Source organism: Paenibacillus sp. 453mf (genome assembly GCF_900116105.1).
Lineage (GTDB): Bacteria > Bacillota > Bacilli > Paenibacillales > Paenibacillaceae > Paenibacillus > Paenibacillus provencensis.
Genome location: NZ_FPAC01000004.1, coordinates 229,858 through 244,099, shown reverse-complemented (window position 1 = coordinate 244,099; position 14,242 = coordinate 229,858). Strand labels below are relative to the sequence as shown.

The following is a 14,242-nucleotide window of genomic DNA, read 5'->3' as shown; positions in this document are numbered from 1 at the left end:
TTCGGACACATTAAATATTGGATCAATCCAGCTATTTTACAAATGGTTTAGGTTATTCATTGTTTTGTTTCATCTTCGCCGCCAAACATTCGCATCACGCTCATTAGACTGCCGCTCTCGGCACCGAGCATCCTTTCTGCGTTGAATATAAACGCATGTATACGTGCAGCCCGCTCCTCGCTAGTCATTTCAACCATGTCCTCATCAAAAACGGTGTTCGCATAAATCACGATCATCTCCATACATTCATACGGGAATGGGGTGCTGAACAATCCCTGCTGGATGCCCTCGCGGATCATTTCCGTCATGATCGGTGTCACGCCATTAATGATGACTTTGTGAATCTTCTGATGCATTAGTGCATTCTCCGGTTTGTGGATATGCTCCATCATTTCTTCAGTACTGCCTCCGCTCAAATTGAGCGCCATTACGGTACGGATGATGCGTTCGACGACCGGAATGCTCCTGTCCGCAGCGACTTGTTGTGCAGCGCTTAGAAGAAGGCAGCTGTACCGCTCGACCAGTGCATTCATAATGTCTTCCTTCGACTTGAAGTGATGATACAGCGTTCCCCGGGCAATGCCGACCTTTTCGAGAATATCGTTTGTGCTCGTTCCGTTAAATCCTCGCTGGCTGAATAATTCTTCTGCCGCATCAATGATTTCCTTTCTCCGTTCTTCGGCTGTTTTGACAATCCTCATCAATGTTCCTCCTTCATATTTAATGACCGACTGCCTGTCGGTTAAATCATATCATGGTATTTTTTTCAAGCAATAGAATGGAGTGAGATTTTACATAAAAATAACAAAACGGATCATATCATTTAGATCACATTCATTAGGAAGTGTCGGAGATGTTTCACGTAGAGTCGCCTTTTTTTATTTATCTTTAGCGTTTCTTTAACAATTCTTTAGATTGGCTTGAACGTAAATTTAGAGCCGATCTGTAAGATGAGAGATGTCAAGAAGTTATCTGAGATCAGAAAGGATGTAGATCATACGGATGCTCAATTGTTCCATTCCTGTAATTGTTGTTCAGCTTATTGAAGCTCATATTGGAGATCCCGGTTATGTGTAGCGCGGCGTTTAACCGCGAAGAGGCGATGAGATGGGGAAGCATCATTAAATCAGTCTATAGAGCAGATCGAACAGCCAGTGATGCGAAAGCGATGCTCGAGATTGAACTGCCTGCGAACTGGAAGGTCATCGCAAGGATCTCGATCGAGCCTTCCCTGTTCAAATGGCATTCAGAAGAATGGATTGGGTGCGTTATTGAATCCCTGACCGACCCCTCTTGCAAGGGGATTGTGTATCGGGGGACGGAGACAGAACTGGAGTGGATTGATGATTTTGAATTCTTCCTGCTGTCCTACACCGAACCTGGAGGAGTAGGCAAGGTGGAAGAGGGCTTCTCCAGAATGTACCGCTCTCTCAAGGTCCACTTGTGCGAAGAAGATAAATCCATGCTCATGACAGAGTATATTGAGAACTTACAAGCAGGTAGCCTGACTGTTGCGGGGCATAGCCTTGGGGGAGCATTGACTGTGCTGACGGCCTACACGGCAGCCTTTTACGGGATAGAGACAGAGGTATATACCTTTGGTTCCCCAATGGTTGGCGATAAGGCCTTTACATCAGCCTACGAGCAGGCCGTGTCCAATACATGGCGTATATATAATGCGCCGGATATTGTTCCTAAGCTACCTGCCAGTGAGCTTGGATTCGTTCAGCCAGAAGTCGGCATCCAGGTCAACTCCTTGAACATACCGGGGAGCGGACGCGGATTGGCCGAGTATCACAAGATGGATACGTACTTAACATGTATTGCTCAGTACCCTAATGATTCAAAACCAAAAATTGAGAAGGTGGAATAATATTATGCCAATTTTTTATCCAGATAACGACAATAGAAAGAGAAGATTGATTGAGCTCGCTACGGACACTGAAAATTTCTTGTATGATGCGACGGCGAATTACAATGAGTTTAGAGCGCTGTGCAGTCAAGTTAATGCTCAAATCGTAAGTGTATATCAGGAAGCGGGGCTGCAGAAGCCGGATATTAGTCAAATTAATGTCATCAAGCAGGCAGATCCTTCTACGGATATTAACACGGAGGAAACGGTAGTTGCGATTGCTGAAGTCATTGTCGATGTAGCCGGATTTATTGGTTCTGTTAAATATTTAGCCCCAGCAGCTACCAAGATGCTGGTTCGCGCAGGACTTATGACAGAGGAGACTGCGGCCAAGGTCTTGACCAAATTCACTGTACCGCTTATCGACAGAGAAGTGGAGATTACAGCGGGAGACCTGGCAGGAAGTATTCTTGGGGGGATCGCCGGAGGCGTTGCAGTTGCTGGAATTGACCTCGGGATCGATGCTATTGAAGGCTCCATTGCTAAGGACAAATTAAGAACAGGACTCCATCAGATTTACCCGATGAGACAAACGGCAAAGATGTCACTTGATCAGACCAAAGAGCTGAAAAACTCCATTCAATCCGTGAAGACGACGCTGGATGCAATTACAGGTGCAGGCATTGAACTGAATGAGCAGATCATAACCAATCTGATTACGAAAGACGTGCAGCCAAGTGTGCAAAGAGCACAGGCCATTACGCTTGATACGGTCAATGCTGAACTAAGTGGGCTGGACGCTGACCGTAAATCCTGGACAAATGAGGATACGAATTAATGTCGATCTTTTTTCCAGACAATGATAAACGGCAAGCGAGACTGATTGAGCTGTCCTCGGATACACAGAACTTCTTGAATCAGATAAAAAATAACTATGCTCAATTTACGGAATTGAGCCAGGAGATTAATGCTAAAATCGCGGAATTATATACACAGCATGGTTTGGCTGTTCCTGATATTACGAGCTTTGATATTCTGCAGGCAAGCGGAGCGGCACAAGACGTCTCAACAGGCGATACGGCTGTAGGGATCACCAATATTTTAGTGGATGTAGCGAGCTTTCTTATCACCGTTCAATATCTTGCTCCGGGAGTAACTGCTGTGTTGGTGGATTCCGGCATCATGGCAGCGGAGACAGCTGCAACCGTGCTTGGCTCTGTCCTCGGCGTCGAAATTGCGGTGGGAACACTTGCAGGCGGACTGATCGCCGGTGTCATTGCAGCGGTTGTCGTTGTAGGTATTGGGCTTGCCATTGACGCCATAGAAGGGGCTATCCTAAGAAGCAAGCTGCGGCATGGCATACATCAGATGGATCAAGTGCGCGCTTCGCTTAAGCTCTCGCTGGATAAAGCTGTCATCATGGTTGAGTCCATGAAGAGCATCAAGCAGGCTCTGGATTCTCTTCAGCAAAGCAATATTGAGATTAGTGATGCTATCGTGCGGAATATTGTACAAAAAACAGTAGAGCCGGCTCTAGCACAGGCCGATGCTGTGACACTGCAGAGCGTCATTGCCGAGCTGAATCAGCTTGATCAGCAGCGTGGATCATGGACAGCAGAAGACGAAACTCCTTCGGAATCTCCTGAACCGCACAAGGTCTTCCTGCTCGCCAAAGCTCCCGAAAGCACACTGCCCCATATTCCATCGGATCTGAAGCCGACGTGCCTGGCTTCTCCGGATACCCTTCAGCCGAATGCGATATATCCGATCATTAAATCGGACGGTTATACTTATTGGCCGCTGAGCTATATAGATAATCGGGTAGGAATGGCCGTCGTGGCATTCGATCCAAACGGTCGTCTGGTGAAGCGCTTTGATAAGAACGGGGCGAGATACATCGTGGACATTACGGCAGATCCGAACAGCAATTCAATGATCTTCAAAGGTCAGGCTAATCACTCGTTTAGCATGTCTTGGTCTGAGCTCGGCACACTGTAATTGTAAAATACCTGGACTGAATATCAACTTAATCATTGTATATGTATTATCTAATTCAGAGGCACTCTTCTGCATAGTTGGAAGGGTGTCTTATTCTTTTATGCGAATAACTTGGGACATACTGGAGTAGGTGACCATGAACTATTTTCTGAAAATAAGAACACTTGTTCCTAATATAGTTTAGATTTACAATAGGAGTATACTTTTAATTTTACTTATGAGAAGAGGAATCAGCGGTGCAAAGAACGAATGTAGTTTACTCCTTGATTACTGATGAAACCTGCTCTAAGGTTCTTATGGTTCAAAACATGGATGATGGACGATGGTCACTGCCTGGCGGCGGAGTAGAGGCGCATGAAACATTGGAGCAAGCTGCGGTTAGAGAGGCAAGAGAAGAAACCGGTCTCTCCGTACAGGTAGGAGAGCTTGTCGCGGTAAGTGAGTGTATGATTGAGAAGAGAAACGAGCATGTGCTGTTTTTTACTTTTCGCTGTAAAGTGCTTGAAGGAGAACTGCAAATAACTTTACCTGAGGAAATAGGGGAAATTGCCTGGATCGATATCGACATTGCTGATCAGCTGATGCCATTGCCTTCTTATAAAGATGGACTTAAAGAGGTAGCTAGAGCGGATCGAGGAATTACATATAAGGACGAAGGAACGGATCAATCGCTGTCGGAGCATCAAGTAGCTAGTGAGGTGGTATGACTATACTCCATTTTTGAGAATGGGGAGGGAGATAGGCAAATGAGTATCCTTGAAGAAGCAAAGAACAATGTGAGAGCAGCACACCAAATCCTAACGGATCTAGAACTGCTCAAGGAGTGGTGTCAGCAGCATGATCGAGACGGACTTACCTTCTGGACACCTCGGAATTATTCTACTTAGAAATGATGGAGTTAACAGAACTTCTAATTCATCCTAACGTCTAATGGTATAGCCGATTTTTCAAGCTGTGGTCAGGCTTTGAATAGGCTGTAACATAATTTAAGGCAGAGGATGAAGAGACGAGATGAAGCCGACCGTAGCAGACATGATGAAGGCCTATGCTGAAGACGCTGTTGAGTCAGCTGAGAAGCTGGGCGTGATGCTTGATTACAGTGAGGATAGCATCAAGAGCCTGGAAGGGATATTGCAAAGATATCACGAAGAATTGCCCCGAGGTGTGAGAAAGATGTTTAGAAGGGGGCCTTCAGAACAAGAGAAGATCCAGATGTCCAAGGCTTGGGGAGGTTATTTGGGAGAGACCTTGATTAAGCACTTGGGAGGGGAATGGCAGCTGAGCAGTGTATCGGAGGATACAATTGCTCTTGTCGTGAGCAAGTCGATTAATGGAGAAGAGTATCCTCATGAGATATATCCTCCATCTAAAGTGTATCGCAGAATAATGAACGGGCCGGAGGACAATGTTTGGCATTATTACTGTGTGCTGAAAGAGGATTTAAGCTATGACCCTGGCAAGCCAAGCCAAGAAGTCTGAAAGAGATGATGGGTGAGCAAGTACCTGATGAGGATTGACGAATTCATGCTATTGATTCTCTCCTGCTGGAGGGGCTAATTAATACTTGGAAGCCCAAGCTATGCCTATGGCTTGAAACGAATACTTCTCTGCTCTCATTTCATAGCCATAGGCACAGCATAAAAAGAGGGTAACTCCATCATCGGGTTGATTTTGTTTTGGCACTATGTTACGCTTTCAGTACAAAACAACCACATATCTTGTAAGCATCGTTTAATGGATTGTTACTGCTTAAGACAGGCAAAACCTAAACTGATGGTGAAATGACAGGCTCCTTGGCGGAGTGTGCTTTTACCTTGAGTTTAGGTTTTTTTTGTTTTCTGACCTCGGATGACAGCCGGCGTATTCGGAGTCTGTATACGAAAACGATCAAGCCTGTGTATTAATGATGTCCTAAATTGATTCCTTTATCTATATTTCGCAATTTCTATATTTATATCATGGAAAAGAGGTTGTTTAATGATGACAATAGCCAAAAAAGGATTTCCGGAAAACTTCTTATGGGGTGGAGCAACAGCCGCAAACCAGCTTGAAGGAGGCTATAACCTGGGTGGAAAAGGTCTCTCTACTGCAGACATGATTGCCCATGTTCCCAAGGAGCTGCGTAAAGGCGGTCATGCTATGGATATTACTTCTGATCGCATCGAACAGATTCTAGCAGGTGAGATTGAAGAGCGCTTTCCAAAGCGTCATGGCATCGACTTCTACCACCGTTTCAAAGAGGATATCGCTCTATTCGCTGAAATGGGCTTCAAGGTATTCCGGATGTCCATTCACTGGTCCCGTATTTTCCCGAACGGCTATGATGAAGTACCGAACGAAGAAGGCTTAAGATTTTATGATGAGGTATTTGATGAGCTGCTTAAATACGGCATTGAGCCGCTCGTAACGCTGTCCCATTATGAAACACCGCTGGGTCTTACGCAAAAATACAACGGATGGGCCGGACGTGAGGTCATCGACCATTATGTGAGATATGCGGAGACGGTATTCAAGCGGTATAAAGACAAAGTGAAATACTGGCTGACGTTTAACGAGATTAATGTCATGCTGATCAGCCCATATACTGGCGGAGGCATCTTGGTGGATAAGGTGGATAACAAGCTCCAAACGGCCTTCCAAGCGCTGCATCACCAGTTCGTCGCAAGCAGCTTGGTGACGAAGCTTGCACATGAGATTATTCCAGGTTCCCAGGTAGGCTGCATGCTCGCCCGTATGGAGACCTATCCGAAAACCTGCAATCCAGAGGATGTAAGACTGGCACAGCAGGAGAATCAAATCAACCTGTTCTTTACCGATGTTCATGCTCGTGGGAAGTATCCAAACTACATGGCCCGTTACTTTGAAGAGAATAACGTGGTCATCCAACGCGAGCCGGGTGATGATGAAATCTTGCTCAACAATACGGTAGATTTCATTTCCTTCAGCTATTACATGAGTGTGACCAAATCAGCTTCTGCAGACCAGGAAGAGACAGCAGGCAATCTGGCTGGCGGCGTGAAGAATCCTTATCTTGAAGCATCTGACTGGGGCTGGGAGATCGATCCGATCGGGCTTCGGGTTACACTGAACAATCTATGGGATCGTTATAATAAACCGCTGTTTATCGTAGAGAATGGACTTGGCGCATATGACAAGGTCGAAGAGGATGGCTCCATTCATGATACGTACCGGATGGATTACCTTAGAAAGCATATTGAGCAGATGAATGAAGCAATCAAGGACGGTGTAGACCTGATGGGCTTTACGAGCTGGGGACCGATTGATCTCGTTAGCATGTCTACATCTGAAATGTCCAAGCGCTATGGTTTTATTTATGTCGATCTGGATGATGCAGGCAACGGTACACTTAAGCGCTCGAAAAAGGATTCATTTGAATGGTTCAAGAACGTAATCGCTTCTAACGGAGAAACACTGTAATGAGAGAATGAAAGACCAATATACTGTGCAGGATATAACAATCGAGAGAGGATGACAGATATGACGACTTCATTTCCGAAAGACTTTCTATGGGGCGGTGCTGTAGCTGCCAATCAGCTGGAAGGAGCCTACAATCAAGATGGTAAGGGACTGTCTGTACAGGACGTACTGCCGAAAGGAATTGCGGCACCGAGAACAGATGAACCGACGCCAGATAACCTGAAGCTGGTAGGGATTGATTTTTATAATCGATACAAAGAGGACGTCAAGCTGTTTGCTGAAATGGGCTTCAAGGTATTCCGCACGTCGATTGCCTGGTCGCGTATTTTCCCGCAAGGGGATGAGCTTGAGCCGAATGAAAAAGGACTGCAGTTCTACGATGATTTGTTCGACGAGTGTCTGAAGTATGGCATTGAGCCGCTGGTAACGATCTCTCATTATGAGACGCCGCTGCATCTGTCCAAGACATATAACGGCTGGGTTAACCGCAAGATGATTGGATTCTACGAGCGATATGTTAGAACACTGTTTGCCCGCTATAAAGGAAAAGTGAAATACTGGCTGACCTTTAACGAGATTAACTCTATTTTGGAGGAGCCGTTTATGAGCGGAGGGATCTTCACGCCGAAGGATCAACTCTCCAAGCAGGATTTGTATCAGGCGATCCATCATGAGCTGGTAGCTAGCGCTCTAGCCGTAAAGATCGGACATGAGATGATGCCAGAGGCCAAAATCGGCTGTATGGTGCTCAGCATGCCAACTTACCCGCTCACACCGAACCCGGATGATGTCGTTAAGGCCATGCATGCAGAGCAGCGGAACGACCTGTTTGCCGATGTGCATGCCCGCGGCTATTATCCCAAATATATCAATCGTTATTTCAAAGAGAACAACATTAGTATTCAATTTGAAGATGGCGATGCTGATATTCTGAAGCACACCGTGGATTTCATATCCTTCAGTTATTATGTGAGCATTTGTGAAACAGCCGATCCGGACAAACGGAATGAAGGCAAAGGGAATCTGTTCGCAGGTGTACAAAATCCTTATCTGAAGGCCAGTGAATGGGGATGGCAGATTGATCCTCAAGGCCTACGCGTTACACTAAATAAATATTATGACCGTTATCAAAAGCCGCTGTTCATTGTTGAGAATGGACTCGGTGCCATTGATGAGCTTGTCACGGACGAGCATGGGAACAAAACGGTAAACGACGATTACCGAATACAGTATCTGAACGATCATCTTGTCGAAGTCGGCAAAGCGATCGAGGACGGAGTTGAGGTCATGGGCTTCACCTCTTGGGGATGTATTGATCTGGTCAGTGCTTCTACAGCAGAGATGAAGAAGCGCTACGGCTTCATTTATGTAGACCGCAACAATGACGGCACAGACAGTCTTGAACGTTATAAGAAGAAATCATTTCATTGGTATAAAGAAGTTATTGGTACAAACGGAGCAAGCCTTACTGACCCAGCTGCCGGAGAGTAATTAACGAATATTGGCACCTTCGGGACTGTTAAACGCTTTCATAAAACCTTTGTCATTTGGCTGCTGATATGGTAAGATAGGCCTATAGCAAATATATTACTGGATTGTTACTGTTAAATCAGGCAAAACCAGAGGCTGGGCTGCAACAATGCTCTGCTTTGGTTTTGCCTTTAATTTTTTGCCAGTACAAGGTGATGTGAACAGATGAAAATAGCGAAGGTGCTGAACAACAATGTTGTGACGGTCATCGATTCAAGTGGTAACGAGCAAGTCGTCATGGGGCGGGGGATCGCCTTTAAGAAACATACAGGAGACTCGATTGACGAATCTCTTATTGAGAAGGTATTCTCACTCGAAAGCAAGGAAGTATCTCAGAAACTGAAAACGCTTCTGTCGGATATTCCTGCGGTGTATGTGGAATGCTCGGATGAAATTATCCGTTATGCGGAAACGGTGCTTGGCGGAAAGCTGCATGAGAGTATTTATATTTCGCTGACGGATCACATCCATTTTGCAATAGATCGCCATCGTCAGGGTATGCAGCTGCGAAACGCATTGCTGTGGGAGATTAAACGCATGTACCGCAAGGAGTTTGCCATCGGTCAGAAGGCACTGAACATGATTGAAGAAACGCTTGGCGTGCTCCTGCCGGAAGACGAATGCGCATTCATCGCGATGCATCTCGTAAATGCCCAGATGAACGGTGAGATGAGGGAAACGATCAGTATTACGAATATCGTCAAGGATATTCTAAACATTGTCAGACGAAGCTTTATGATTGAGCTGGATGAAGATTCGCTCAGCTACTACAGGTTCTTAACGCATCTGAAATACTTTGCACAGCGGGTAATAGCAGGGACCGCGATCGAAGGGAAGGAAGAGGATAACCCGCTTCATGACCTGGTCAGCAAGCAATACCCTGATGCTTACGCTTGTGCAATGAAGATTAACGATTACACCCGAAAAATATATGGACGGGTATTATCGAAGGAAGAAATATTATATCTGACCATTCATATTGAGCGGATTGTCAGAAACGAACAACCAACCGAATAATACAGGATTGTTACTGTAAGTACAGGCAAAACCTAAACGTTGAATCATAGATAAGATCTACTCTTGTCTTGGTTTCAGTGTTTAGGTTTTTTTATTCCCTAATTTTAAGTGCAACACGAGCTTATCTTATCATTTATTACATTTCCTAAAAGGAGCAATTCATCATGGATAAACAGCAATTGTCCAAAGATATATTGAAGCTGGTTGGCGGCGAAGAAAATATCGATCAAGTCACGCATTGTATGACCCGGCTTCGCTTTAACCTGAATGACAATAGTAAGGCCGATAAGAAGACGCTTCAAAATACACCAGGTGTCATGGGGGTCATGATTAACGGGGGACAGTTCCAGATCATTATCGGTAACGAGGTGCCCAAAGTGTACAATGCACTGGTCGGCAATATGAGCAAATCACCGGATGGGGATACGAATGTATCCACCGAAACGAAGCAGAAGAAAAATCCGCTGAGTGCTTTGTTCGATTTCATTTCCGGCGTATTCACCCCAATTCTTCCGGCGATTACCGGAGCAGGGATGATCAAGGGGATTGTTGCACTGCTGGTCACACTGGGCTGGATGTCGGAGACAAGTTCAACGTATCAAATTCTGTCGGCGATAGGAGATGGAGCGTTCTACTTCCTGCCAATTATCTTGGGGATCAGTACTGCACGTAAACTGGGAAGCAATATGTACATTGGTGCAGCCATCGGAGCATCAGTGCTCCACCCGACCATCACCGCCCTGCTTGGAACGGGCGAGGATGTTACGTTTGCCGGGCTGCCTGTTGTGGCCGCTACCTATTCATCATCGGTTATCCCGATCCTGATCGCGGTATGGCTCGCCTCCTATGTGGAGAAAGCCGTAGACAAGGTTACACATGCATCGCTCAAGCTAATTGTTGTTCCTACAGTTACGCTGCTCGTCATTGTACCAGTGACGCTTATTGCCGTTGGTCCACTGGGTGTTATTATTGGTAACGGCTTGACGGATGGATTCTCCTGGCTGTTTAATAACACGGGTCTATTTGCAGGACTTATTATTGGCGGAACTTTCTCTCTGCTTATTATTACAGGTATGCACTATGCGCTTGTGCCGATTATGATCGGTTCCATTGCTACATTGGGTTACGATTACCTGATTCCGATGATGATGGTAGCCAATTTTGCCCAAGCGGGCAGTGCACTCGGTGTATCGCTTAAATCCAAAAATAAACAAACGAGATCACTCGCGATGTCTACGAGTGTTACGGCCTTCATGGGGATTACGGAGCCAGCGATGTACGGGGTCAACATGAAGTACAAAAAACCGTTTATTGCAGCCCTGATCGGGGCAGGTATCGGCGGTGCATTTATGAGCTTGTTCCATACCAAAGCTTATGTGATTGGCGGTCTTGCGGGCTTGTCCGGTATTCCAATGATCCTGGGTGGAACATTCGTTTATGCCGTCATCGGTCTTCTGATTGGTACGGTAGCGGCTGTAGTCCTCACTTATACTCTTGGATTTGAAGAAGAGACTGCCGTGGAAGCTCCGGAAGCTAAACAAGTGGATACTGCTGAAGGTAAAGCAGTGAACTTGCAGGCTGCTGCAACAAATGAAACAGGTTCTGCTGCATCTGTGAAAATAGTTGGGGAAGAAGTGAGTGCAGAGGACCAAGAAGTATACAGCCCGATTACGGGTGAAGTTAAACCTCTGAGTGCGGTGAATGATCCTGCGTTCTCGGAAGAAATTATGGGTCAAGGATTTGCCATTCAGCCGTCCGAAGGACGTGTTGTATCCCCGATTAACGGAACTGTCTTCTCTCTGTCCAAGAGCGGTCATGCGATTGGTCTTGTAAGCGACAGCGGTGCAGAGATACTGATTCATATCGGTATCGATACAGTGAAGCTCAAAGGTCAGTTCTTTAGTCCGAAGGTTCAAGCTGGAGCGAGGGTATCCGTGGGTGATCTTCTGATGGAGTTCGACCGGGAGGAGATCGACAAAGCAGGCTACGAGACTATTACCCCTGTCATTGTAACCAACATGCATCAATACGGGGCGATCCAATCCGCAGGCAAAACAAACGTGCGTGAGACAGAGCTGATCTATACAGCCAAGGCGCTGTAGGCGGATACTGCATACTGACTCTGGAGCCAGCAACAGAGAAATATTGTTAACATGAAGACCTCGGCAGGTAAACGCCGAGGTCTTTCTTCGTATTCGCAGGTGATGCAATTTCAGGATGTTTACATACGAACGTACATTCGTTATTATAATGTTATGTTGGTCATAAATTCCATTATTGGAGGTTATCTTGATGGGTAAAGTCGTAGGTTTTGAACTCAACAGTCAGAGTCCTGAACTCGCAAGGGAGTTTTATTCCAAGGTGTTTGGTTGGAGAATTGCAGAGCCTAATTGGGGTTATTATCCTGTTACAACAGGAACTAAGGACGATCCAGGAATAGGCGGGGGAATTTCTAAAGGTCCGCACGATTTCCCGCATGGAACCCGAATACAGATTGAAGTGGAAGATATCGAGACTGCGATCAATGCGGCAGTAGAACTCGGAGCTCAAATTGTAAGAGACAGGATGGAATTTGAAGATTTTTATCTAGCATATTTGGTAGATCCCGTTGGCAATGGAATTGGATTAATTCAGAATAAAGGTTGATTATGTGGAATTTTTGGTAGCTCATCAGTATGCTCTAAGTGCTATTTAGGAGGGAAAGGATGAGGATACAAAAAGGGTTCATGATTCTATGTCTCCTTCTGTTAACAGCCTGTCAAGCTGAACCTGTACAGCCCCCACTTCGTACGACCTTGTCCGAGTTATATCCGGGTATTATATCAAATGCAGACCGTATAAGGTTAATTGATGGTAGCAGCGGGCATCGAATTTGGATAAACGATTCTGTAGAGGTTCAAGAATGGATTAATCAGATTAAGGATGTTGAATGGGTACCTGAAGAGCCTCAAGAGGGAGCTGTAGGAAACATTTACAGAATGGAGCTTTATGAAGGCGAAGATATGAAGCTGAAATTCACGCCTCAACAGATGGATAGGATTTATTATGTGAGCGATCCGAAATTTATGGAATCGGTAAACTCCTTATTCGAGGAGAAATTCGAGAAGGATTTTTGAAGTCTGAAGTCTGTCCGGAAAAAGGCATCCACGTTCTTGATATTCTATATGAATTAATTTAAGAAAGCCCAGCTGAATTACAGCTGGGCTACTTCTGTACACCTTGCTTAGTGAGATTTTTGGATGAAGAACGACTTTTGACGAAGTCAACCGGAGTGATTCAGCCAAAAACCGAACGCCGCGAAAGCCCCTTACTTGGATTCCTTGATCGCTTCAGCCAATATTTTACGAAAAGCGACTTCCTCGTGATCCTCAAACCCTTTGAATATGACATCCTTAATATCCTCGTGGTTAAAGAAGACATTGGAGTCCTCCGTTAAATTACCGTGGGGATAATAACAAGCCACATAGTCCCATGTGCTATGAGATTCAGTATCATTTTGGAGTCGTCCATAGATCATCAGCTTCTGCTTCCATTCCTTAATGCGTACCACAGAACCGATCGGCAGCAAGTCTTGTTCATAGTTTAGTGTCATGATCGTTCCTCCTTTGCAGGTCAATGCTCTTATTTAACCATAATGACCCTTAGACATGCAAAAGAAGCTGCTTATCATTTCATTCTAATCACATCATACATCCGTCGATTGGTTGTTTGAGATTGAATGAGAAGGGTACTTCATAAGAGAGAAAAATGATCTGGAGGTGTGTAATATGTTACAAGAAAAGTATCAGGCAGCGGTGAATGCGCTGCACGAATGTATGGCTGCCTGCAACCATTGCTATGATGCATGCTTGCAGGAAGATCATGTAGGTATGATGGTCGAGTGTATCCGCTTGGACAGGGAATGTGCCGATATATGCGGATATCTTGAACAAGCTCTCTTAAGAGGTACGCCCGTTGTATCCGAGCTGGCGAAGGCTTGTGCAGCCATATGTGAAGCATGTGGTACAGAGTGCCAACAGCATGACATGGAACACTGCAGGAAGTGTGCGGAAGCATGTTTCCAATGTGCAGAGGTGTGCAGAGGATTAGCAGCATAAGTAGCAATGGCAAATCAGACAAGACGGTTAAGGCGGGATCTGTTTGTCTTGTCTGATTTGTCGTAAGATGATCGATATCTATCTATTAATTTAGGGAATAGAGCGGACAACGTTATTCATTTCCACATAAACTCAATAAATCCCCAAGTTATTTGCCCAGTACCCATACCAAGAGTAATTAACCCTTCTTTCTTGTTCAATATCACTCAGCCACATGGACAGCTGTGTTGAAGAACTAGCATATACGATTCGCTCTAAGCCTACCCAGTCATGGACAGCATCTATATTGCTAGGCTATCATGATTCTCTG

At 45.4% G+C, this 14,242-nt stretch carries 15 protein-coding genes; 13 read left to right on the top strand and 2 right to left on the bottom strand.

Features of this window, described 5'->3' with window-relative positions; translation table 11 throughout:
- Positions 1–56: 56 nt before the first annotated feature.
- Positions 57–701: a TetR/AcrR family transcriptional regulator gene (locus BM415_RS18570; protein ID WP_091160568.1), complete on the bottom strand. Its 645-nt coding sequence runs from the start codon at positions 699–701 to the stop codon at positions 57–59.
- Positions 702–1,069: 368 nt separating this feature from the next.
- On the opposite strand from BM415_RS18570, the gene BM415_RS18565 reads away from it, so the two are divergent.
- From BM415_RS18565 to BM415_RS18515, 12 genes are all read left to right on the top strand, one after another.
- Positions 1,070–1,873 carry a lipase family protein gene (locus BM415_RS18565; protein WP_091160567.1) on the top strand — a complete coding sequence of 268 codons (804 nt, stop codon included), beginning with the start codon at positions 1,070–1,072 and terminating at the stop codon, positions 1,871–1,873.
- 4 nt (positions 1,874–1,877) lie between these two features.
- Entirely contained in the window at positions 1,878–2,690 is an 813-nt protein-coding gene (locus BM415_RS18560; protein ID WP_091160565.1) for a hypothetical protein, read from the top strand.
- A complete protein-coding gene (locus tag BM415_RS18555) occupies positions 2,690–3,850 on the top strand; it encodes a hypothetical protein (RefSeq protein ID WP_091160564.1) in 1,161 nt (386 codons plus the stop codon). Before BM415_RS18560 ends, BM415_RS18555 begins: the two co-directional genes overlap by 1 nt.
- A gap of 236 nt (positions 3,851–4,086) precedes the next feature.
- The gene (locus tag BM415_RS18550) at positions 4,087–4,557 is read left to right on the top strand and encodes an NUDIX hydrolase (protein ID WP_091160562.1); all 471 of its coding nucleotides are present in this window, start codon (positions 4,087–4,089) and stop codon (positions 4,555–4,557) included.
- 39 nt (positions 4,558–4,596) lie between these two features.
- Entirely contained in the window at positions 4,597–4,737 is a 141-nt protein-coding gene (locus tag BM415_RS25190) for a hypothetical protein (RefSeq protein WP_170862553.1), read from the top strand.
- A gap of 124 nt (positions 4,738–4,861) precedes the next feature.
- Positions 4,862–5,329, top strand: coding sequence for a hypothetical protein (locus BM415_RS18545; protein WP_091160560.1), 468 nt, complete (start codon positions 4,862–4,864; stop codon positions 5,327–5,329).
- A gap of 501 nt (positions 5,330–5,830) precedes the next feature.
- On the top strand, positions 5,831–7,288 hold the full coding sequence (ascB, locus tag BM415_RS18540; protein WP_091160628.1) for a glycoside hydrolase family 1 protein: 1,458 nt from the start codon (positions 5,831–5,833) through the stop codon (positions 7,286–7,288).
- A 60-nt stretch (positions 7,289–7,348) separates the two neighbouring features.
- On the top strand, positions 7,349–8,779 hold the full coding sequence (locus tag BM415_RS18535) for a glycoside hydrolase family 1 protein (protein WP_091160559.1): 1,431 nt from the start codon (positions 7,349–7,351) through the stop codon (positions 8,777–8,779).
- 204 nt (positions 8,780–8,983) lie between these two features.
- Positions 8,984–9,835, top strand: a complete 852-nt coding sequence (locus tag BM415_RS18530; protein WP_091160557.1) for a BglG family transcription antiterminator LicT — start codon at positions 8,984–8,986, stop codon at positions 9,833–9,835.
- Between the two features lie 164 nt (positions 9,836–9,999).
- Positions 10,000–11,937 (top strand): beta-glucoside-specific PTS transporter subunit IIABC, encoded by a 1,938-nt coding sequence (locus tag BM415_RS18525; protein ID WP_091160555.1) that lies wholly within the window; start codon positions 10,000–10,002, stop codon positions 11,935–11,937.
- Positions 11,938–12,127: 190 nt separating this feature from the next.
- Positions 12,128–12,481, top strand: coding sequence for a VOC family protein (locus BM415_RS18520; protein ID WP_091160553.1), 354 nt, complete (start codon positions 12,128–12,130; stop codon positions 12,479–12,481).
- 59 nt (positions 12,482–12,540) lie between these two features.
- Positions 12,541–12,951 carry a hypothetical protein gene (locus BM415_RS18515; protein WP_091160551.1) on the top strand — a complete coding sequence of 137 codons (411 nt, stop codon included), beginning with the start codon at positions 12,541–12,543 and terminating at the stop codon, positions 12,949–12,951.
- Positions 12,952–13,142: 191 nt separating this feature from the next.
- Here BM415_RS18515 and BM415_RS18510 read toward each other — a convergent pair whose 3' ends face one another.
- Positions 13,143–13,427 carry a DUF4176 domain-containing protein gene (locus BM415_RS18510; protein WP_091160550.1) on the bottom strand — a complete coding sequence of 95 codons (285 nt, stop codon included), beginning with the start codon at positions 13,425–13,427 and terminating at the stop codon, positions 13,143–13,145.
- Between the two features lie 175 nt (positions 13,428–13,602).
- On the opposite strand from BM415_RS18510, the gene BM415_RS18505 reads away from it, so the two are divergent.
- A complete protein-coding gene (locus tag BM415_RS18505) occupies positions 13,603–13,932 on the top strand; it encodes a four-helix bundle copper-binding protein (protein ID WP_091160548.1) in 330 nt (109 codons plus the stop codon).
- Positions 13,933–14,242 lie beyond the last annotated feature (310 nt).